The organism is Citrobacter sp. RHBSTW-00671 (assembly GCF_014103415.1).
GTDB lineage: Bacteria > Pseudomonadota > Gammaproteobacteria > Enterobacterales > Enterobacteriaceae > Citrobacter.
Genome location: NZ_JABXPR010000001.1, coordinates 3,862,892 through 3,882,192 on the forward strand (window position 1 = coordinate 3,862,892; position 19,301 = coordinate 3,882,192).

The window sequence follows — 19,301 nt, forward strand, 5'->3', positions numbered from 1 at the left end:
ATCAGCGTTTCCCCTGCGTGGCGGCAATCATCGGCAAATTCAGCCCTTCTTCGACGGCGCATTCCACAGCAATGTCATACCCGGCATCAGCATGGCGCATCACGCCTGTCGCCGGATCGTTATGCAATACCCGGGCAATACGTGCAGCTGCTTCATCAGAGCCATCACAAACAATCACCATTCCGGCGTGTTGAGAGAATCCCATCCCAACGCCACCACCGTGGTGCAGTGATACCCAGGTCGCACCGCTGGCGGTATTAAGCAGCGCATTCAGCAACGGCCAGTCGGATACGGCGTCAGACCCGTCGCGCATCGCTTCGGTTTCACGGTTCGGGCTGGCAACAGAGCCTGAATCCAGATGGTCACGACCGATGACGATAGGTGCAGACACTTCACCGCTGCGCACCATCTCATTAAATGCCAGCCCCAGCTTTTGTCGCCATTCCAGACCAACCCAACAGATACGCGCCGGTAAGCCCTGGAAATTGATCCGCTCACGAGCCATGTCCAGCCAGTGGTGCAGATGCTTATCATCAGCCACGATCTCTTTCACTTTGGCATCGGTTTTATAAATATCCTGCGGATCGCCGGAAAGCGCCACCCAGCGGAACGGACCAATGCCGCGGCAGAACAACGGACGAATATAAGCCGGCACAAACCCTGGGAAATCAAAGGCGTTTTCCACGCCCATCTCTTTGGCCATCTGGCGAATGTTATTGCCGTAATCAAACGTCGGTACGCCCATTTTGCTAAACGCCAGCATCGCTTCGACATGCGTTGCCATTGAACGTTTCGCCGCCTGCACCGTGCCCTGCGGATCGGATACCGCTTTCGCCTGATACTCTTCCCAGCTCCAGCCGGACGGCAGATAACCGTGCAGCGGATCGTGGGCGCTGGTCTGGTCAGTGACCATATCCGGGCGTACGCCGCGCTTAACCAGCTCCAGCACAACATCGGCGGCGTTCGCGCACAGCGCAATGGACACCGCTTTACCTTCGCGGGTGTATTTGTCGATACGCGCCAGCGCATCGTCCAGTGAGGTGGCCTGCTCGTCCACGTAACGGGTACGCAGGCGGAAATCAATGCGGCTTTGCTGGCATTCAATATTCAGAGAACACGCGCCCGCAAGCGTTGCAGCGAGCGGTTGCGCACCGCCCATGCCGCCCAGCCCGGCGGTCAGAACCCAGCGTCCACTCAGGTTGCCCTGATAATGCTGACGTCCGGCCTCAACGAAGGTTTCATACGTCCCCTGCACGATGCCCTGACTGCCGATGTAGATCCAGCTCCCGGCGGTCATCTGGCCATACATCGCCAGACCTTTGGCGTCCAGCTCGTTAAAGTGTTCCCAGGTCGCCCAGTGCGGCACCAGGTTGGAGTTGGCAATCAGCACGCGGGGCGCATTGTCATGAGTTTTGAACACGCCGACCGGTTTCCCGGACTGAACCAGCAGGGTTTCATCGGATTCAAGTTCGGTCAGTGCCTTGACGATGGCGTCATAGCACTCCCAGTCCCGCGCTGCGCGGCCAATCCCACCGTACACCACCAACTCATGCGGATTTTCCGCCACATCAGGGTCCAGATTGTTCATTAACATGCGCAGCGGCGCTTCGGTCAGCCAGCTTTTGGCCGTTAAGGTGGTACCGCGTGGGGCACGAATATCCTGCTGACGATATTTGCTATGGGACATGACAGAAAACTCCTCGCGAACGTCGGATAGATAAGTAACATATACTTGTCTATACAAGCTGCCGCAAGGGTGATTTTAACAATTAAGATACATTTTTATTATATTGCGTCAGCAATCACGGTTTTCATATCCTGTATCAGGACATGAACCGCCCTTGCAGACGATAGCGGGAGCCTGGGAAAAGTAAGCGGGCATGAGAGACAATAGAAGACGCCGACCAGGTTTTGCGGCGGATCAACAGGCAGGGATCGTGCTCTTTGATATGCAACAGCGCACACTCTTCCGCGCTGGCGCGTACCGCTTCGACAATATGTTCTCCTTCCGTCAAAGGGGCGATGAGCGACAGATAAGCGTGCGGTGTGGTCTGGCTGTAATCCTGCAACAGATACTCCGGCACAATCTCCGCATTCACGCAGCGATCTTCAATCTGCACCGGCAGCTCGTTCTCGTAGTGCACCATGATGGAGTGAAAAATGGGGGTGCCTTCTTTGACGTTTAACACCAAAGCCTGCTGCGCGCTTGCCCGGGTTCTTTCCAGCGTCAGGACCTCACAGCGGTGCTGATGCTGGCGCGCATTAATTTCATCCGCGATGCTACGAATTTCAAACAGCGCGGACTGGCCTTTCGGTTCGGCGACAAACGTCCCCACCCCCTGTAAACGCACCAGTAAACCTTCATCCGCTAATTCACGCAGCGCCCGGTTGATGGTCATACGGCTAAAACCATACTGCGCCACCAGCTCCGCCTCCGATGGGATACGATCGTGAGGTTGCCAGATACCGCTGGCAATCTTTTCACTGATCTCCTGTTTGACCTTTTCGTAAAAAGGAGCCGGAGCAGTTTGGGGGCGGGTTCGGTGCATTCGTGAGCCTTCCTTAAGCTGAGAATTTTAATAGGTGCAGTTTACAGATATAACCTGGACCTGATAAGCGCAATTCCCTCAGGCCTGTCAGTGCCACCAGTGTGCAATTTGCCAGCCTAAACGCGCCGCAACGCGTGCTGCCCTGCCATCGTCATCAAAACGCGGGTTAAACTCAACCATATCCACCGCCTGGAGTTTACCGCTGCGACAAAGGGGTTCAATCAGCCCCAACAACGTCGCCAGCGGGACCCCCAACGCGGCAGGCGCGGATACGGCCGGCATTTCCCAAACCGGCAGCACGTCAAGATCGATAGTCAGATAGATGACGTCCATGTTGGCAACAAATTGCGCCAGCTGCGCCTGCGCCGTATGACAATGCAGATCTTCCACCACGGTCACCCCCAGCCGTTGCGCCTCATCCCACAGCGCCTGGGTATTCGCTGCCCGACTGACGCCCACGCAGGCGTAATGAAATTCACGCTGCTGTTGCTCACAGAGGTGCGCCAGTTGACGAAACGGCGTACCGGAAGTGGGTTGTTCGGCGTAGCGTAGGTCCAGGTGCGCATCGAGGTTAACAATCCCCACTTTTGCCTGCGGGAAGGCATCCAACACCCCTGCACCATGCGCAAATGCCGTTTCGTGTCCCCCGCCCAACACGAAGGTACGCATATCCGCCTGCAGGCAACGCTGCACCGCCGTGCGCAGCGCCTGCTGAGCACCTTCAAGGTCGGGCGCCTGGGCCACAATGTTTCCCAAATCGACCAACCGTTGATGGCCCGCGTGACTGGCTAAATTGGCCAGTGCTTTACGCAGCGCGTCCGGCGCTCCGGCGGCTCCCGTGCGTCCCTGATTACGTTTAACGCCTTCATCACAGGCAAAACCAAGCAGTGCAATCTGCTCAGAGTACATTTCCGGTGTAAATGCCGGGCTAAGCGAAATGGTCTGAAACAGGCGCAGCGCCGTCGGCGACTCGGCGCGGTCATCTCGCCCCTGCCAGAGCGCAGGAGAAGCAGGTTGCCAGTTAGTCATGCTGGTTGTCCTTTTAATACACGTTGGTAGAGCGGGTTACGCCCTGGCTCATAGAGGATTTCGACCGGGAGCTCGGCATCCCACACCACAAAATCGGCCACAAATCCGGCTTTCAGTTGTCCGTGAGTGGTATGACGCCCCAGCGCCCGGGCCGCATGACGGGTTACGCCCGCCCATGCCTCTTCCGGCGTTAAGCCAAACTGTACACAGGCCATATTCATCGCCCAGTGCAGGCTAATAAACGGGCTGGTGCCTGGATTGTAGTCGGTCGCCACCGCCATCGGAACCTGATACTGACGTAACAATTCGACTGGCGGACGCTGTTTCTCTTTGAGGAAATAAAAAGCGCCGGGCAATAGCACACCGACCGTACCGTTTTGGCTCATCGCCGCTACGCCCGCTTCATCCAGATATTCAATGTGATCGGCTGATAATCCGTGGTAGCGGCTAACCAGTTGCGCCCCGCCCAGTAATGACAGTTGTTCGACATGACCTTTAACCGGGATGCCCAACGCCTGCGCGGCCTGAAATACGCGTTCGCTCTGCGCCAGCGTAAAGCCCACGGTTTCACAGAACAGGTCTACGGTTTCAAACAAACCCTGTTCCCACAACTGCGGCAAAATCGTCTCGCACACCAGCGTAATATAGCTATCGGGATCATCGCGATACTGCGCCGGTGTGGCATGTGCAGCTAACAGCGTTGGGCTTATTTCGACGGTGTTTTCTGCCGCCAGCGCAACCACGACGCGTAAAATTTTCTCTTCTGTCGTCAAATCCAGGCCGTAGCCCGATTTGATTTCCAGCAACGTAACACCTTCTTTTATTAGCCGCTCCATTCGCTGATGCGCTATATGAAGAAGTTGTTCATCAGTGGCGCTACGGGTCGCCGACACGGTGGCATTAATACCGCCTCCCTGAGCACTGATCTGTTGGTAGGAAACGCCGTTTAGCCGCTGTTCCCATTCACCTGCACGATTGCCCCCAAACACCAGGTGCGTATGGCAGTCAATCAGACCCGGCGTAATCAATCGTCCTTGCATATCAAGGGTATTATCGTGTGTAAGGTATAACGACGACTCAGGCACAATGTCCCGAATCTTACCCTGACGGACGATCAGCGCATGGCCATCCACCAGCCCATACGGAGTATCACGTTCAGGATCCATGGTCGCCAGGCGGACATTACGCCAGATAGCATCATCAGGAAAAAATTGCTGCATTCGACTCACCACTTGTCATAGGTTGTATAGACATTTATTTTGCATCCTGTGGATGTTGTCAACCTGAAGGACCAAAATTGTTATCTAATTGTGATATAAGGACTCTCTACACCCGACATTGCTGCTATAAAAAACAACTTTTTACCTTTTCGCCTTCCCGTTTCGCTCAACTTAGTATAAAAAAGCAGGCTTCAATGGATAACTTTCAAAGCCCGGAGCAACCTGTGAACATTTCATCAGTTTCCCGTCTGGCGCTGGCAATGGCTTTTGGCGTGACGCTGACAGCCTGTAGCTCTACACCGCCCGATCAACGTCCTTCCGATCAGACCGCGCCTGGCACGTCTATGCGCCCGATTCTGTCGGCCAATGAAGCGAAAAATTTTGTCGCTGCACACTATTTCTCAGCTCTGACGCCAAACACTGCGCCATGGAGTCCTTCCGCTATTTCTCTGCCCGCCCAGCCTGACTTTGTCGTCGGCCCGGCAGGAACTCAAGGCGTTACCCATACCAGTATTCAGGCAGCAGTTGATGCGGCAATCATTAAACGCACCAATAAACGTCAGTACATCGCGATCATGCCTGGCGAGTATCAGGGTACTGTCTATATCCCGGCGGCGACAGGAAGCCTGACGCTCTACGGTACTGGCGAAAAACCGCTGGATGTGAAAATTGGCCAGGCTATTGATGGCGAAATGAGCACCGCAGACTGGCGTCGTACGGTGAACCCGGGCGGTAAATATATGCCGGGTAAACCTGCGTGGTATATGTATGATAATTGCCAGAATAAACGCGGCACAAACATCGGCGTGATGTGTTCTGCGGTTGTCTGGTCACAAAACAATGGTCTGCAGTTGCAGAACCTGACCATCGAAAACAACCTCGGTGACAGCGTGGATGCGGGTAACCACCCGGCCGTCGCACTGCGTACCGATGGCGATAAAGTGCAGATCGACAAGGTGAACATTCTGGGACGTCAGAACACCTTCTTCGTGACCAACAGCGGCGTACAAAACCGTCTGGAAAACGATCGTCAGCCGCGTACGCTGGTGACGAACAGCTACATTGAAGGTGATGTGGATATGGTTTCTGGTCGTGGCGCGGTGGTATTCGATAACACCGATTTCCGCGTAGTGAACTCCCGCACCCAGCAGGAAGCCTACGTTTTTGCACCGGCAACCCTGTCGAACATTTACTACGGTTTCCTCGCCACCAATAGCCGCTTTACCGCAGCAGGCGATGGCGTCGCGCAGTTGGGCCGCTCGCTGGATGTCGATTCCAACACCAATGGTCAGGTGGTTATTCGCGACAGCGTGATCAACGAAGGCTTTAACATGGCAAAGCCCTGGGCTGACAGCGTTATCTCAAAACGCCCGTTTGCCGGGAACACCGGTGCGGAAGATGACAAAGGTGAAATTCAGCGCAACCTGAACGACACCAACTTCAACCGCATGTGGGAATACAACAACCGCGGTGTAGGTAGCAAAGTGGTTGCAGTACCTAAGCAGTAAACGTCATTCACTTAGGTAGGCCCGGTAAGCGCATGCGCCGACCAGGCAGTGTGCCGGACAGTGGTTTACATGCCCTGTCCGGCCTGCAAAACGAATTAGTACGCGTTAACCACCACCCACATTGGGCCCTGACCTACCGCATAGCGGCCTTTTTCAGTCAGCAGTCCTTGGGCGCCTGCTATCTCGTACACCGCGATGTGATGAGATTTTTGCCCGGCGGCAATCAGGTATTTCCCACTGTGGTCGATATTAAAACCGCGCGGCTGTGTTTCAGTAGGCTGGAAGCCTTCTTTCGTCAGCACACTGCCATCTTCTGATACGCTGAATACTGTAATCAGGCTGGCAGTACGGTCACAGGCATACAGATGGCGACCATCCGGCGTAATATGGATATCTGCCGCCCAGCGGGTATCAGAGAAATCAGCAGGCATCATATCCAGCGTCTGTACACACTCAATTTTGCCGTACGGATCTTTCAGTTCCCAAACATCGACTGAACTGTTCAACTCATTCACGCAGTAGGTATATTGCTGATTCGGATGGAACACCATATGACGCGGACCCGCACCTTCAACGGTAGTCACTTCCGCGGGTTCCTGTGCAACCAAATGGCCATCATCACTGACGGTGAACAGGCAGATACGATCCTGTTTCAACGCCGGAACCCACAGGGTCCGGTTATCCGGAGAGATGTTGGCTGAGTGGCAACCATCCAGACCGTCAACCACGTCAACCAGTTCCACCGGCAGGCCATCTTCCAGACGCGTGACGCTCACACTACCCGCGTTATAAGAGCCGACGAATACGAAACGCCCTTGATGATCGGTCGAAATATGCGTCGGACTCCCCGGCAGTGCAGATTCCGCAGCGAATGTCAGTGCACCGTCATCAGGTGCGATACGGTATGCCAGCACGCGAAACTCCGGGCGCACGCCAACATAGAGGTAACGCTTATCCGGGCTGACGACCATCGGCTGTACCTGACCCGGTACATCAACCACCTGCGTCAGCGTCAGAGAACCATCGTGATTCAGGCCCCAGACGTGAATTTGCTGACTCTCAGGGCTGGCGGTATAAACGGTTTGCTTCATGAAAACTCCTTTGCTTTTGGCAGGTGGCTGCAATGGCCTGACACACGCCTAAGGTAGACGCTTTTAACGGTGAATGCTTAATTAAGGCTCAGAATTTTGTCCGGCCCCCGACTCGGTGTACCATTCTGACAGACAAAATTCTCAACCTTCATCTGGAAAAACCTATGACCGCACGCGTGATTGCCCTGGATTTAGACGGTACGTTGCTGACCCCGAAAAAAACCTTGCTGCCATCCTCTCTCGAGGCGCTCTCTCGCGCCAGAGAAGCAGGCTACCAACTTATCATTGTCACGGGTCGCCATCACGTTGCTATTCATCCTTTTTATCAGGCACTGGCGCTGGATACACCTGCAATTTGCTGCAACGGCACCTATTTGTATGATTATCAGGCGAAAAAGGTACTGGAATCCGATCCCCTTCCGGTTAACCAGGCGTTGCAGTTGATTGATATGCTGAATGAACATCAGATCCACGGGCTGATGTATGTTGACGAGGCCATGCTGTATGAACGCCCGACCGGGCATGTCGTGCGTACCGCAAACTGGGCGCAAACGCTGCCGCCGGAACAGCGCCCGACCTTCACCCAGGTTCCTTCGCTGGCACAGGCCGCACATGACGTTAATGCCGTGTGGAAATTTGCCCTGACTGACGAAGATATTCCAAAGCTGCAGCAGTTTGGTAAACATGTTGAACAGCAGCTGGGGCTGGAGTGTGAGTGGTCCTGGCACGATCAGGTTGACGTGGCCCGTAAAGGCAATAGCAAAGGAAGACGCCTTGCCCAGTGGATTGAAGCGCAGGGTGGCTCAATGGAAAACGTGATCGCTTTTGGCGACAACTTCAATGATATCAGTATGCTGGAAGCCGCGGGTACCGGCGTGGCGATGGGCAATGCCGATGATGCAGTCAAAGCCCGCGCCAACATCGTGATAGGTGACAACACCACCGACAGCATCGCCAAATTTATCTATTCTCAGTTGCTGTAATCAGGCGGTAATCGACACGCTCTTAATTTGTGCGTACAGCCACAGGCCAGGTTTGATGCCCAGCTCATCCCTGGCCCACGGGCTGATCCTTGCCCACAGCGTTTTCCCGCCGACCTCAAGCTGCACTTCCACCTGCCCGTTGTCGTCATAGCACTGCGCAACCTTGGCGCGCAACACGTTACGAATACTGGTCTGCTGCGGCGGTTGTAATACCAGTGAAACATCCGACGCCTGAATACGAATGCGCAGTGCAGTTTGCAGCGGTTGATCCAGCTTATTGACCCACAGATGCTGATCGCCCAGCGCCAGCGCTGTCATCGCATAATGCGGGTGATGTTCCAGTACGTTAACTTTCAGTATGCTGCTCTGCTGCTCTTTCGGTAGCCAGGGATGCATCACACTGCTCCCCCAGACATCCTCCAGTGAGCCAAACGCTTTGACCTGCCCGTTTTCCAACACCATCACTTTATCGGCCAGATGCAAAATCTCATCAAGCGAGTGGCTGACATACAACATGGGAATATTAATTTCACGCGCCAGCCGTTGCAGATAAGGCAGCAGTTCGCGTTTGCGCGGAATATCCAGTGAGGCTAACGGTTCATCAAGCAGCAATAACTCTGGTGCGGTAAGTAGCGCCCGACCAATAGCAACACGCTGCTTTTCACCACCGGAAAGGCCGCCGGGTAGACGGTCAAGCAAAGGCTCAATGCCCAGCAATGCCACCAGCTTATCAAACTGCCCGGCCATGCTTTTCGCCATACCATAGCGCAGATTACCGCGCACTTTGTAATGCGGGAACAGACGCGCATCCTGAAAAACATAGCCCACCCGGCGTTTTTCAGGCGTCAGGCAGATACCGTTTTCAACGTCATTCAATACCCGACCGTTGAGCACAATGCGCCCGGACTGGGGTTGGGTCAGACCACTGATAGCATTAATCAGCGACGTTTTGCCCGCGCCAGAGACACCAAAAATAGCGGTAATACCGCTGGCTGGCAGCGTTTCGTTGAGCGTCAGACAGTGGGTTCCCAGCGTCTGGGAGAAATTAAGTTCCAGCATAATTATCGCCCCGTCCGTTCACGGCTAATACGCGCCAGCCATTCAGAAATCAGTAGCGAAATCAGCGCTAACACAATAGAGATGATACATAACCTTGCCGCCGCGCTTTCGCCGCCGGGGGTCTGGATGAGGGTGTACATTGCCGAAGGAATGGTGCGGGTTTCACCCGGAATATTGGAGACAAAAGTAATGGTTGCGCCGAATTCACCGAGGGAACGCGCGAACGCCAGCACCGTGCCGACAATAATGCCAGGCAGCATCAACGGTAAGGTAATGGTCATAAATACGCGCCAACGCCCGGCCCCCAGCGTGCGGGCCGCTTGCTCCAGCTTGACGTCAACACCTTCCAGCGCCAGACGAATAGCCCTTACCATCAGAGGAAAAGACATCACCGCCGCGGCCAGCACCGCACCACGCCAGCTAAACGCAAACGTGATACCGAACCAGTCATATAGCCACTCGCCAATAAATCCGCGCCGCCCCATGGCGACTAACAGCAGATACCCCACCACCACCGGTGGCAGCACCAGCGGCAAATGCAGTACGCTGTCGAGCAGCGCTTTGCCTGGGAACTTACAGCGTACCAGTAGCCAGGCAAAGAAGATCCCAAACGGCAGGCTAAACAACACGGCCAGGGAAGAAACTTTCAGGCTCAGTATGACGGCCTGCCATTCAGGATCGGTCAGTATCATTACTTGGTCGTAAATCCATAACGTTTGAAGATTTCAGAGGCCTGCGGTCCTTTCAGGTAATCATAGAACGCGCTGACCGTTGCGTTGGCGTGCCCATCAACAACCGCGATGGGGTATTCCACTTTTTTATGTGAGTCTTCCGGGAAGGTCGCCACAACTTTTACGCCTTTGCTGGCGACGGCATCAGAACCATAGACAATGCCCAGCGGGGCTTCGTTACGTTCAACCAGCGCCAATGCGCCACGAACATCTTCAGCCGGAGCCAGTTTCGGCGCCAGGGTATCCCATGCTCCCAGTTTTTGCAGCGCTTCTTTCGCGTAAATACCCGCCGGAACATGTTCAGGATCGCCGACAGCCAGACGACCACCGTTCAACAGGCTGGTCCAGTTGGTTTTGCTGTCGATGGTGAAGTCTTTCTGTGCGCTGGCTTTCGGCGCGACAACGACCAGACTGTTACCGAGCAGCGTTTTGCGCGTTGCGGTATCGATAGACTTTTTGTCTACCGCGTAATCCATCCATTTCTGATCGGCAGAAATAAACAGATCGGCCGGTGCACCGGCTTCAATCTGGCGTGCCAGCGTAGAAGAAGAGGCAAAAGAGGAGACAACATCAACATTCTTCTCTTTTTTATATTCTGCGGCAATGTCCTGCATCGCGTTCGTTAACGACGCCGCTGCAAACACTGTGATTTTACCGTCATCCGCCAGTGCATGTCCGGCAACAGAAAGAGAAAGTGTTGCCCCTGCAAACAAGCGTAACCATGTACGTGCCATCTGTAACTCCTTTGAGTTTCGTTATGTAGGCGCAAATATAACGATTAAATCAGGATTTTCCCAGTGGTTATTACTACCAATTAGAGGTTACACAAAGAAAATATCGGCAGGGAAAGCGGGATCTTGAGGAACTAACGCAGTTGGATAATGAGCAATAAAAAACGCCCGGCTAAGCGGGCGTTCGGGGAATCAATGGTTCTGTCTGGATTGGTCTTTCTGACCGATACCGGAAAAAATGTTGAACACTTCACCCAGTCCGTAAATCAGTCCCAGAATGATGGCCATTACCACAGGTACCATGATTACGGCGAATACCAGACTTTTCAATAACTCTAACATGGTCAACTCCAGATATAGTCCTTAGTTGTATTCTAACCACATAACACAGAAAAGCACTCCCCTTTTGTGCGGTCGGCTTTGCTCAGGCGCTGTTTTCCGTCACAATACCCTTTTTTGCCAGGAGCTTGTTATGCAGGCCGAAATCCTTCTTACACTGAAACTTCAGCAAAAACTGTTTGCCGATCCCCGCCGCATTTCTCTGCTTAAGCACATTGCGCTTTCCGGCTCCATCAGTCAGGGCGCGAAGGATGCAGGTATCAGTTATAAAAGCGCCTGGGACGCGATTAACGAAATGAACCAGCTGAGTGAGCAGACGCTGGTAGAGCGCGCCACCGGTGGCAAAGGCGGCGGCGGTGCAGTGTTAACCCGCTACGGCCAGCGCCTGATTCAGTTATACGATCTGCTGGCGCAAATTCAGCAAAAAGCCTTCGATGTCCTGAGCGATGACGATGCGGTTCCACTTAATAGCCTGCTGGCGGCCATCTCCCGCTTCTCACTGCAAACCAGTGCGCGTAACCAATGGTTTGGCACCATCACCGCACGCGACCACGACCAGGTTCAACAGCATGTTGACGTCCTGCTGGCCGATGGCGAAACACGGTTGAAAGTGGCGATTACCGCGCAGAGCGGTGAACGTCTGGGGCTTGATGAAGGCAAAGAAGTCTTGATCCTGTTGAAAGCGCCGTGGGTGGGGATCACCCAGGATGATGCTATCGCTCAGGCCGCCGATAACCAATTGCAAGGCACCATCAGCCATATTGAACGTGGAAGCGAGCAGTGTGAAGTGTTAATGACCTTGCCGGATGGACAGACGCTGTGCGCCACCGTTCCGACTGACGATGCGTTATCACTGCAAGAAGGCGCGAATGTCACTGCCTATTTCAACGCGGACAGAGTGATTATCGCCACGTTGTGCTAAATCTTTAAGCCCGCTTCGCCTGATGGCGCTGCGCTTATCAGGCCTACGTTCAGGCCGGATAAGGTACCCGCGCCGCCATCCGGCAACAAACTGCATTGACATTCCCGCCCGGACAACGTATCCCTGTCATTCATCGCTGCAAAAAATGGGATGCAAAATGTCATCATTGCAAATTTCGCAAGGCACGTTTCGTCTGAGTGATACCAAAACGCTTCAGTTGAATTCGTTGACGTTGAACGCGGGTGATAGCTGGGCGTTTGTGGGGTCTAACGGCAGCGGAAAATCCGCACTGGCGCGTGCGCTGGCCGGAGAATTGCCGTTACTCAAAGGCGAACGCCACAGCCAGTTCATGCGTATCACCCGTCTCTCCTTTGAGCAGCTACAAAAGCTGGTCAGCGACGAATGGCAGCGTAACAACACCGATCTTCTGAGCCCAGGCGAAGACGATACCGGGCGCACCACCGCGGAAATTATTCAGGATGAGGTCAGCGATCCTGCTCGCTGTGCCGCCCTGGCGCAGCAGTTTGGCATTTCTGCCCTACTCAACAGGCGTTTCAAATACCTTTCCACTGGTGAAACGCGGAAAACGCTGCTCTGTCAGGCGCTGATGTCTGAACCCGATTTGCTGATCCTTGATGAACCGTTTGACGGGCTGGATGTGGCTTCACGTCGCCAGTTGGCAGAGCTGCTCGCGGCGTTACATCAGGCCGGTTTTACGTTAGTGCTGGTGCTAAACCGCTTTGATGAGATCCCCGATTTTGTGCAATATGCTGGCGTACTCGCCGATTGCACATTGACAGAAACCGGTGAAAAAACGGCCCTTCTGCAACAAGCGTTAATCGCCCAACTTGCGCATAGTGAACGGCTTGATGGTATTACCCTCCCCGAACCGGATGAACCTTCCGTACGCCGCATTTTGTCTGAGAACGAGCCGCGGATTGTGCTCAACAACGGGGTCGTTTCCTATAACGATCGCCCCATTCTTCATCATCTGAGCTGGCGGGTAAACACAGGGGAACACTGGCAGATTGTCGGTCCCAACGGGGCGGGAAAATCAACGCTACTCAGTTTAATCACCGGCGATCATCCGCAGGGTTATAGCAATGATTTGACGCTGTTTGGCCGTCGTCGGGGTAGCGGCGAAACCATCTGGGATATTAAAATGCACATTGGCTACGTCAGCAGCAGCCTGCATCTGGACTACCGGGTGAGCACCACGGTGCGTAACGTTATTCTTTCCGGCTACTTCGATTCAATCGGTATTTATCAGGCCGTATCAGACAGACAACACAAGCTGGTGCAACAGTGGCTGGATATTCTGGGAATGGATAAACGCACTGCAGACGCCCCTTTCCACAGCCTTTCCTGGGGGCAGCAGCGCCTGGCGCTGATCGTCCGCGCGTTAGTGAAACACCCTACGCTATTGATCCTTGATGAACCCTTGCAAGGCCTGGACCCGCTAAACCGCCAGTTGATCCGCCGCTTCGTTGATGTTCTGATCGGTGAAGGTGAAACCCAATTACTGTTTGTTTCTCACCATGCTGAAGATGCCCCCGCCTGCATTACCCACCGACTGGAGTTCGTACCAGAAAACGATATCTACACCTATCGGCAATCATCCCTGCGTTAGTTTTCATACCGGGGCGCGCTAATGCGCCCTTTTTTAGGCCTGATTTTTCAGATAAAATCCGCAATCATTAAATAACATAATGATTTAAAATCAAAAAACACAGTTCAGGCATTAAGAATCCGCACGTGTAAACGATTCCACTAATTTATTCCATGTCACACTTTTCACAACTTTGTTATGCTATCTTCATTACATGATATAGGCATAACGGAGCGAATTATGAGAGTATTGGTTACAGGTGGTAGCGGTTACATTGGGAGCCACACTTGTGTGCAGTTGCTTAAGAATGGCCACGACGTCGTGATCCTTGATAACCTCTGCAACAGTAAGCGCAGCGTACTGCCCGTTATTGAGCGTTTAGGTGGAAAACATCCGACCTTCGTCGAAGGTGATATCCGTAACGAAGCGCTGATCACCGAAATCCTGCACGATCATGCCATCGATACGGTCATCCACTTTGCCGGTCTGAAGGCCGTCGGCGAATCCGTTGCTAAGCCGCTGGAGTACTATGACAACAACGTCAACGGCACTCTGCGTCTGGTCAATGCGATGCGCGCCGCCAACGTGAAAAACTTCATATTCAGCTCCTCCGCCACAGTCTACGGCGATCAGCCGCAAATTCCTTACGTTGAAAGCTTCCCCACCGGCACACCACAAAGTCCGTACGGCAAAAGTAAGCTGATGGTCGAGCAGATCCTGACCGATCTGCAAAAAGCACAACCTGAGTGGAGCATCGCGTTGCTGCGCTATTTCAATCCGGTTGGCGCACATCCGTCAGGAGACATGGGCGAAGACCCGCAAGGCATCCCTAACAATCTGATGCCTTACATCGCGCAGGTTGCCGTGGGCCGCCGTGAGTCTCTGGCCATATTTGGTAATGACTACCCGACCGAAGACGGTACCGGTGTTCGCGATTACATCCACGTGATGGATCTTGCCGACGGCCACGTTGTCGCCATGGAAAAACTGGCAGGCAAGCAAGGGGTACATATTTACAACCTTGGCGCTGGCGTTGGTAGCAGCGTACTCGATGTGGTCAATGCCTTCAGCAAAGCCTGTGGTAAGCCAGTGAACTACCATTTTGCTCCGCGCCGCGACGGCGATCTGCCTGCCTACTGGGCCGATGCCAGCAAAGCAGACCGCGAACTTAACTGGCGCGTGACGCGTACACTGGATGAAATGGCACAAGATACCTGGCACTGGCAATCACGCCATCCACAGGGATATTCGGATTAAGGACACGTTATGACGCAATTCAACCCTGTCGATCATCCACACCGCCGCTTTAATCCGCTCACCGGACAGTGGATCCTCGTTTCGCCACATCGTGCAAAACGCCCCTGGCAGGGGGCGCAGGAAACGCCATCTAAACAGGTACTGCCCGCGCATGATCCGGACTGCTTCCTGTGTGCAGGCAATACACGCGTTACCGGTGATAAAAACCCCGATTACACGGGAACCTACGTTTTTACCAACGATTTTGCCGCGCTGATGTCTGATACCCCGGATGCTCCCGACAGCCACGACCCATTAATGCGTTGCCAGAGCGCACGCGGTACCAGCCGCGTGATCTGCTTCTCGCCCGATCACAGCAAAACGCTGCCGGAACTCAGCGTACCCGCGCTGACCGAAATCGTGAAAACGTGGCAGGAACAAACCGCAGATTTAGAGAAAACCTATCCCTGGGTGCAGGTATTTGAAAATAAAGGCGCGGCGATGGGGTGCTCGAATCCACACCCACACGGTCAAATTTGGGCCAACAGCTTTTTGCCCAACGAAGCCGAACGTGAAGATCGCCTGCAGAAAGCGTACTTCGCTGAACAGGGCACGCCGATGCTCGTTGATTACGTCCAGCGCGAACAGGCAGACGGCAGCCGTACGGTTGTAGAAACCGAGCACTGGCTGGCAGTCGTGCCCTATTGGGCGGCATGGCCGTTCGAAACGCTGCTGCTGCCAAAAGCACATGTGCTGCGAATTACCGATTTGACCGACGAACAGCGAACTGACCTGGCGCTGGCGTTGAAAAAACTGACCAGTCGTTATGACAACCTGTTCCAGTGCTCTTTCCCCTACTCTATGGGCTGGCACGGCGCACCGTTTAACGGCGAAGAGAATGATCACTGGCAGTTGCACGCACACTTTTATCCACCGCTGCTACGTTCCGCGACCGTACGTAAGTTTATGGTTGGTTACGAAATGCTGGCGGAAACCCAACGCGATCTGACAGCAGAACAAGCGGCAGACCGTCTGCGTGCGGTCAGCGACACCCATTTTCGCGAATCCGGAGTTTAAATAATGAGTCTGAAAGAAAAAACACAATCTCTGTTTGCTGAAACGTTTGGCTACCCTGCCACCCATACCATTCAGGCACCCGGCCGTGTAAACCTGATCGGCGAACACACTGATTATAATGACGGCTTCGTCCTGCCGTGCGCCATCGACTATCAAACGGTTATCAGCTGCGCGGCCCGCGATGATCGCACCGTTCGTGTGATTGCGGCGGATTACGACAATCAAATAGATGAGTTCTCTCTTGATGCGCCGATTATCGCCCACGAAACCCAACAGTGGTCAAACTACGTGCGCGGCGTCGTGAAGCATCTGCAAAAGCGCAATAACGCCTTTGGCGGCGTGGATCTGGTGATTAGCGGTAACGTCCCACAGGGTGCGGGATTAAGCTCTTCCGCCTCGCTGGAAGTCGCCGTTGGTACCGTGTTCCAGCAACTCTATCATCTGCCGCTCGACGGCGCGCAGATTGCCCTGAATGGCCAGGAAGCGGAAAACCAGTTTGTCGGCTGCAACTGCGGCATTATGGACCAGCTCATCTCGGCGCTGGGCAAGAAAGATCATGCGCTACTGATCGACTGCCGTACGCTGGGCACCAAAGCGGTTTCCATGCCGGAAGGTGTGGCGGTGGTGATCATCAACAGCAATTTTAAACGTACGCTGGTTGGTAGTGAGTACAACACCCGTCGCGAACAGTGCGAAACCGGTGCGCGCTTCTTCCAACAACCCGCGCTGCGTGATGTCAGCCTTGAGGCCTTTAACGCAGTCGCCCACGAGCTGGATCCGATTGTCGCCAAACGCGTTCGTCACGTGATCACGGAAAATGCGCGTACCGTTGAAGCCGCGCAGGCGCTGGAAAAAGGCGACCTGCTACGTATGGGCCAACTGATGGCGGAATCTCACGTTTCAATGCGCGATGACTTCGAAATCACCGTGCCGCAAATTGATACGCTGGTCGAGATTGTTAAAGCGACCATTGGCGATAAAGGCGGTGTACGTATGACCGGCGGCGGCTTCGGCGGCTGCATCGTGGCGCTGATCCCACAAGATTTGGTTCCTGCCGTACAGCAGGCTGTCGCTGAACAGTACGAAGCGAAAACCGGTATCAAGGAAACCTTTTACGTCTGCAAACCGTCACAAGGAGCCGGACAGTGCTAAACGAAATTCCCGTAATGGCGCCCGACAGCCAGCCGTTTCGCCTGCTCACCCTGCGTAATGACGCGGGGATGGTAGTCACGCTGATGGACTGGGGCGCGACGCTGCTGTCTGCCCGTATCCCGCTTAGCGATGGTAGCGTGCGCGAAGCATTACTCGGCTGCGCCAGCCCGGAGCAGTACCCACACCAGGCCGCATTTTTAGGCGCATCCATCGGCCGCTACGCTAACCGTATCGCCGACAGCCGTTATACCTTTGCCGGTGAGACCGTCGAATTAATACCCAGTCAGGGTGACAACCAACTGCACGGTGGGCCGGACGGCTTCGACAAACGCCGCTGGCAGATAGTCAATCAGAATGACCGTCAGGTGCTGTTTGCCTTAACCTCTGACGATGGCGACCAGGGTTTTCCGGGTCACCTCTGCGCCACCGCGCAATATCGCCTGACCGATGATAACCGTATTTCGATTACCTACCGTGCGACGGTGGATAAGCCCTGCCCGGTAAATTTGACAAATCACGTCTACTTTAATCTCGACGGCGATAAAACGGATGTGCGCCAGCACAAGCTGCAAATTCTGGCGGACGAGTATTTACCCGTAGACGAAATGGGCATCCCGCATGACGGGCTGAAATCCGTCGCCGGAAGCACTTTTGACTTCCGTTCCCCGAAAATCATCGCCAGCGAATTTCTGGCCGATGACGATCAGCGCAAGGTGAAAGGTTACGATCACGCTTTCTTGTTGCAGGCGCAAGGCGATGCCCGCAAACCGGTCGCTATGGTCTGGTCCCAGGATGAAAAACTGCAAATGGAGGTCTATACATCGGCCCCGGCTTTGCAGTTCTATTCCGGTAACTTCCTCGGCGGTACGCCATCCCGTGGGCCTGAAGTCTATGCCGACTGGCAAGGACTGGCGCTGGAAAGTGAATTTCTGCCTGACAGCCCAAATCATCCGGAATGGCCGCAGCCAGACTGCTTCCTGCGACCGGGTGAAGAGTATTCCAGCCTGACCGAATACCGGTTTATTCCTGCCTGACAGTTAGCCGTGACGAGCCGATACCCGGCTCGTCATTTATTCCCATGCGGAATCCGCGCAAAACCACACCACTCAAAGACAAAATCGCAACCTTGAGTTCACAAGAACCTTACACTGCGCCGCTATTTTCGCTATGGTTATGCGTAAGCATTGCCGCTGGTGCATTACGGCAATATAATGATAATTATTATCATTCAATATGATTTATAGGAGTGAGTGTATGGCTGTAACTAAGCTGGTTCTGGTACGTCACGGTGAAAGTCAGTGGAACAACGAAAACCGTTTTACCGGTTGGTATGATGTTGACCTGTCTGAAAAAGGCGTGGGCGAAGCAAAAGCGGCAGGTAAACTGCTGAAAGAGGAAGGCTACAGCTTCGATTTTGCTTATACCTCTGTGCTGAAACGTGCCATCCACACCCTGTGGAATGTCCTGGACGAACTGGATCAGGCCTGGCTGCCGGTTGAGAAATCCTGGAAACTGAACGAACGTCATTACGGCGCGCTGCAGGGGCTGAACAAAGCCGAAACGGCTGAGAAATACGGTGACGAGCAGGTTAAGCAATGGCGTCGCGGCTTTGCGGTCACCCCGCCGGAACTGACTAAAGATGACGAGCGTTATCCGGGTCACGATCCACGTTATGCCAAACTGACGGACAAAGAACTGCCGGTTACCGAAAGCCTGGCGCTGACTATCGATCGCGTTATCCCTTACTGGAATGAAACCATTCTGCCGCGCATGAAAAGCGGTGAGCGTGTGATTATCGCCGCTCACGGTAACTCCCTGCGTGCGCTGGTGAAATACCTGGATAACATGGGCGAAGATGAAATTCTTGAACTGAACATCCCGACCGGCGTCCCGCTGGTGTATGAGTTCGACGAAAACTTCAAGCCGATCAAACATTACTATCTGGGTAATGCTGACGAGATCGCAGCAAAAGCGGCAGCGGTAGCCAACCAGGGTAAAGCGAAATAATTTTCATCCCGGGTTAAACGAAAAAAGCGTGGAATGCTCCACGCTTTTTTTATTGCCG

Annotated in this window: 18 protein-coding genes; 9 read left to right on the top strand and 9 right to left on the bottom strand. The window is 54.1% G+C overall.

What is annotated here, in order from left to right:
- Position 1: 1 nt before the first annotated feature.
- From hutU to hutI, 4 genes are all read right to left on the bottom strand, one after another.
- Positions 2–1,687 (bottom strand): urocanate hydratase, encoded by a 1,686-nt coding sequence (gene hutU, locus HV261_RS18480; RefSeq protein WP_202039093.1) that lies wholly within the window; start codon positions 1,685–1,687, stop codon positions 2–4.
- A gap of 136 nt (positions 1,688–1,823) precedes the next feature.
- Complete coding sequence (locus HV261_RS18485) at positions 1,824–2,549, bottom strand: histidine utilization repressor (RefSeq protein WP_137384354.1); 726 nt, start codon at positions 2,547–2,549, stop codon at positions 1,824–1,826.
- 87 nt (positions 2,550–2,636) lie between these two features.
- Positions 2,637–3,578 carry a formimidoylglutamase gene (gene hutG / locus HV261_RS18490; RefSeq protein WP_202039094.1) on the bottom strand — a complete coding sequence of 314 codons (942 nt, stop codon included), beginning with the start codon at positions 3,576–3,578 and terminating at the stop codon, positions 2,637–2,639.
- A complete protein-coding gene (hutI, locus tag HV261_RS18495; RefSeq protein WP_202039095.1) occupies positions 3,575–4,798 on the bottom strand; it encodes an imidazolonepropionase in 1,224 nt (407 codons plus the stop codon). The genes hutG and hutI overlap by 4 nt, the downstream gene beginning before the upstream one ends.
- Positions 4,799–5,022: 224 nt before the next feature.
- Here hutI and HV261_RS18500 point away from each other — a divergent pair, with 224 nt between their 5' ends.
- Positions 5,023–6,306, top strand: a complete 1,284-nt coding sequence (locus HV261_RS18500; protein WP_202039096.1) for a putative acyl-CoA thioester hydrolase — start codon at positions 5,023–5,025, stop codon at positions 6,304–6,306.
- A 95-nt stretch (positions 6,307–6,401) separates the two neighbouring features.
- On the opposite strand, the gene pgl is transcribed toward HV261_RS18500, so the two are convergent.
- Positions 6,402–7,397: a 6-phosphogluconolactonase gene (pgl, locus tag HV261_RS18505; RefSeq protein ID WP_202039097.1), complete on the bottom strand. Its 996-nt coding sequence runs from the start codon at positions 7,395–7,397 to the stop codon at positions 6,402–6,404.
- Between the two features lie 164 nt (positions 7,398–7,561).
- Between pgl and HV261_RS18510 the strand changes: the two genes are divergently transcribed.
- Positions 7,562–8,380, top strand: a complete 819-nt coding sequence (locus tag HV261_RS18510; protein ID WP_137384360.1) for a pyridoxal phosphatase — start codon at positions 7,562–7,564, stop codon at positions 8,378–8,380.
- Here the strand turns inward: HV261_RS18510 and modC are convergent, their stop codons facing one another.
- The 4 genes from modC to HV261_RS18530 form a co-directional block, all read right to left on the bottom strand.
- Positions 8,381–9,439: a molybdenum ABC transporter ATP-binding protein ModC gene (gene modC, locus HV261_RS18515; RefSeq protein ID WP_202039098.1), complete on the bottom strand. Its 1,059-nt coding sequence runs from the start codon at positions 9,437–9,439 to the stop codon at positions 8,381–8,383. It lies immediately after the preceding gene.
- A 2-nt stretch (positions 9,440–9,441) separates the two neighbouring features.
- The gene (modB, locus tag HV261_RS18520) at positions 9,442–10,131 is read right to left on the bottom strand and encodes a molybdate ABC transporter permease subunit (RefSeq protein WP_008784169.1); all 690 of its coding nucleotides are present in this window, start codon (positions 10,129–10,131) and stop codon (positions 9,442–9,444) included.
- Positions 10,131–10,904 carry a molybdate ABC transporter substrate-binding protein gene (gene modA / locus HV261_RS18525; RefSeq protein ID WP_202039099.1) on the bottom strand — a complete coding sequence of 258 codons (774 nt, stop codon included), beginning with the start codon at positions 10,902–10,904 and terminating at the stop codon, positions 10,131–10,133. The genes modB and modA overlap by 1 nt, the downstream gene beginning before the upstream one ends.
- Positions 10,905–11,093: 189 nt before the next feature.
- Positions 11,094–11,243, bottom strand: a complete 150-nt coding sequence (locus HV261_RS18530) for an AcrZ family multidrug efflux pump-associated protein (RefSeq protein WP_003023026.1) — start codon at positions 11,241–11,243, stop codon at positions 11,094–11,096.
- Between the two features lie 130 nt (positions 11,244–11,373).
- Here HV261_RS18530 and modE point away from each other — a divergent pair, with 130 nt between their 5' ends.
- From modE to gpmA, 7 genes are all read left to right on the top strand, one after another.
- A complete protein-coding gene (gene modE / locus HV261_RS18535; RefSeq protein WP_137384363.1) occupies positions 11,374–12,162 on the top strand; it encodes a molybdenum-dependent transcriptional regulator ModE in 789 nt (262 codons plus the stop codon).
- Positions 12,163–12,319: 157 nt separating this feature from the next.
- The gene (gene modF, locus HV261_RS18540; protein ID WP_202039100.1) at positions 12,320–13,792 is read left to right on the top strand and encodes a molybdate ABC transporter ATP-binding protein ModF; all 1,473 of its coding nucleotides are present in this window, start codon (positions 12,320–12,322) and stop codon (positions 13,790–13,792) included.
- A 219-nt stretch (positions 13,793–14,011) separates the two neighbouring features.
- Positions 14,012–15,028 carry a UDP-glucose 4-epimerase GalE gene (gene galE / locus HV261_RS18545; protein ID WP_040232497.1) on the top strand — a complete coding sequence of 339 codons (1,017 nt, stop codon included), beginning with the start codon at positions 14,012–14,014 and terminating at the stop codon, positions 15,026–15,028.
- Between the two features lie 9 nt (positions 15,029–15,037).
- Positions 15,038–16,084 carry a galactose-1-phosphate uridylyltransferase gene (gene galT / locus HV261_RS18550; RefSeq protein ID WP_202039101.1) on the top strand — a complete coding sequence of 349 codons (1,047 nt, stop codon included), beginning with the start codon at positions 15,038–15,040 and terminating at the stop codon, positions 16,082–16,084.
- 3 nt (positions 16,085–16,087) lie between these two features.
- Positions 16,088–17,236 (top strand): galactokinase, encoded by a 1,149-nt coding sequence (gene galK, locus HV261_RS18555; RefSeq protein ID WP_202039102.1) that lies wholly within the window; start codon positions 16,088–16,090, stop codon positions 17,234–17,236.
- The gene (gene galM / locus HV261_RS18560; protein WP_202039103.1) at positions 17,230–18,270 is read left to right on the top strand and encodes a galactose-1-epimerase; all 1,041 of its coding nucleotides are present in this window, start codon (positions 17,230–17,232) and stop codon (positions 18,268–18,270) included. Before galK ends, galM begins: the two co-directional genes overlap by 7 nt.
- A 220-nt stretch (positions 18,271–18,490) precedes the next feature.
- The gene (gene gpmA / locus HV261_RS18565; RefSeq protein ID WP_003022999.1) at positions 18,491–19,243 is read left to right on the top strand and encodes a 2,3-diphosphoglycerate-dependent phosphoglycerate mutase; all 753 of its coding nucleotides are present in this window, start codon (positions 18,491–18,493) and stop codon (positions 19,241–19,243) included.
- Positions 19,244–19,301 lie beyond the last annotated feature (58 nt).

Bases quoted from the DNA above. Each gene is read 5' to 3' on its own strand.
- hutU (WP_202039093.1), bottom strand. From the start codon at position 1,687: ATGTCCCATAGCAAATATCGTCAGCAGGATATTCGTGCCCCACGCGGT.
- HV261_RS18485 (WP_137384354.1), bottom strand. From the start codon at position 2,549: ATGCACCGAACCCGCCCCCAAACTGCTCCGGCTCCTTTTTACGAAAAG.
- hutG (WP_202039094.1), bottom strand. From the start codon at position 3,578: ATGACTAACTGGCAACCTGCTTCTCCTGCGCTCTGGCAGGGGCGAGAT.
- hutI (WP_202039095.1), bottom strand. From the start codon at position 4,798: ATGCAGCAATTTTTTCCTGATGATGCTATCTGGCGTAATGTCCGCCTG.
- pgl (WP_202039097.1), bottom strand. From the start codon at position 7,397: ATGAAGCAAACCGTTTATACCGCCAGCCCTGAGAGTCAGCAAATTCAC.
- HV261_RS18510 (WP_137384360.1), top strand. From the start codon at position 7,562: ATGACCGCACGCGTGATTGCCCTGGATTTAGACGGTACGTTGCTGACC.
- modC (WP_202039098.1), bottom strand. From the start codon at position 9,439: ATGCTGGAACTTAATTTCTCCCAGACGCTGGGAACCCACTGTCTGACG.
- modB (WP_008784169.1), bottom strand. From the start codon at position 10,131: ATGATACTGACCGATCCTGAATGGCAGGCCGTCATACTGAGCCTGAAA.
- modA (WP_202039099.1), bottom strand. From the start codon at position 10,904: ATGGCACGTACATGGTTACGCTTGTTTGCAGGGGCAACACTTTCTCTT.
- HV261_RS18530 (WP_003023026.1), bottom strand. From the start codon at position 11,243: ATGTTAGAGTTATTGAAAAGTCTGGTATTCGCCGTAATCATGGTACCT.
- modE (WP_137384363.1), top strand. From the start codon at position 11,374: ATGCAGGCCGAAATCCTTCTTACACTGAAACTTCAGCAAAAACTGTTT.
- modF (WP_202039100.1), top strand. From the start codon at position 12,320: ATGTCATCATTGCAAATTTCGCAAGGCACGTTTCGTCTGAGTGATACC.
- galE (WP_040232497.1), top strand. From the start codon at position 14,012: ATGAGAGTATTGGTTACAGGTGGTAGCGGTTACATTGGGAGCCACACT.
- galT (WP_202039101.1), top strand. From the start codon at position 15,038: ATGACGCAATTCAACCCTGTCGATCATCCACACCGCCGCTTTAATCCG.
- galK (WP_202039102.1), top strand. From the start codon at position 16,088: ATGAGTCTGAAAGAAAAAACACAATCTCTGTTTGCTGAAACGTTTGGC.
- gpmA (WP_003022999.1), top strand. From the start codon at position 18,491: ATGGCTGTAACTAAGCTGGTTCTGGTACGTCACGGTGAAAGTCAGTGG.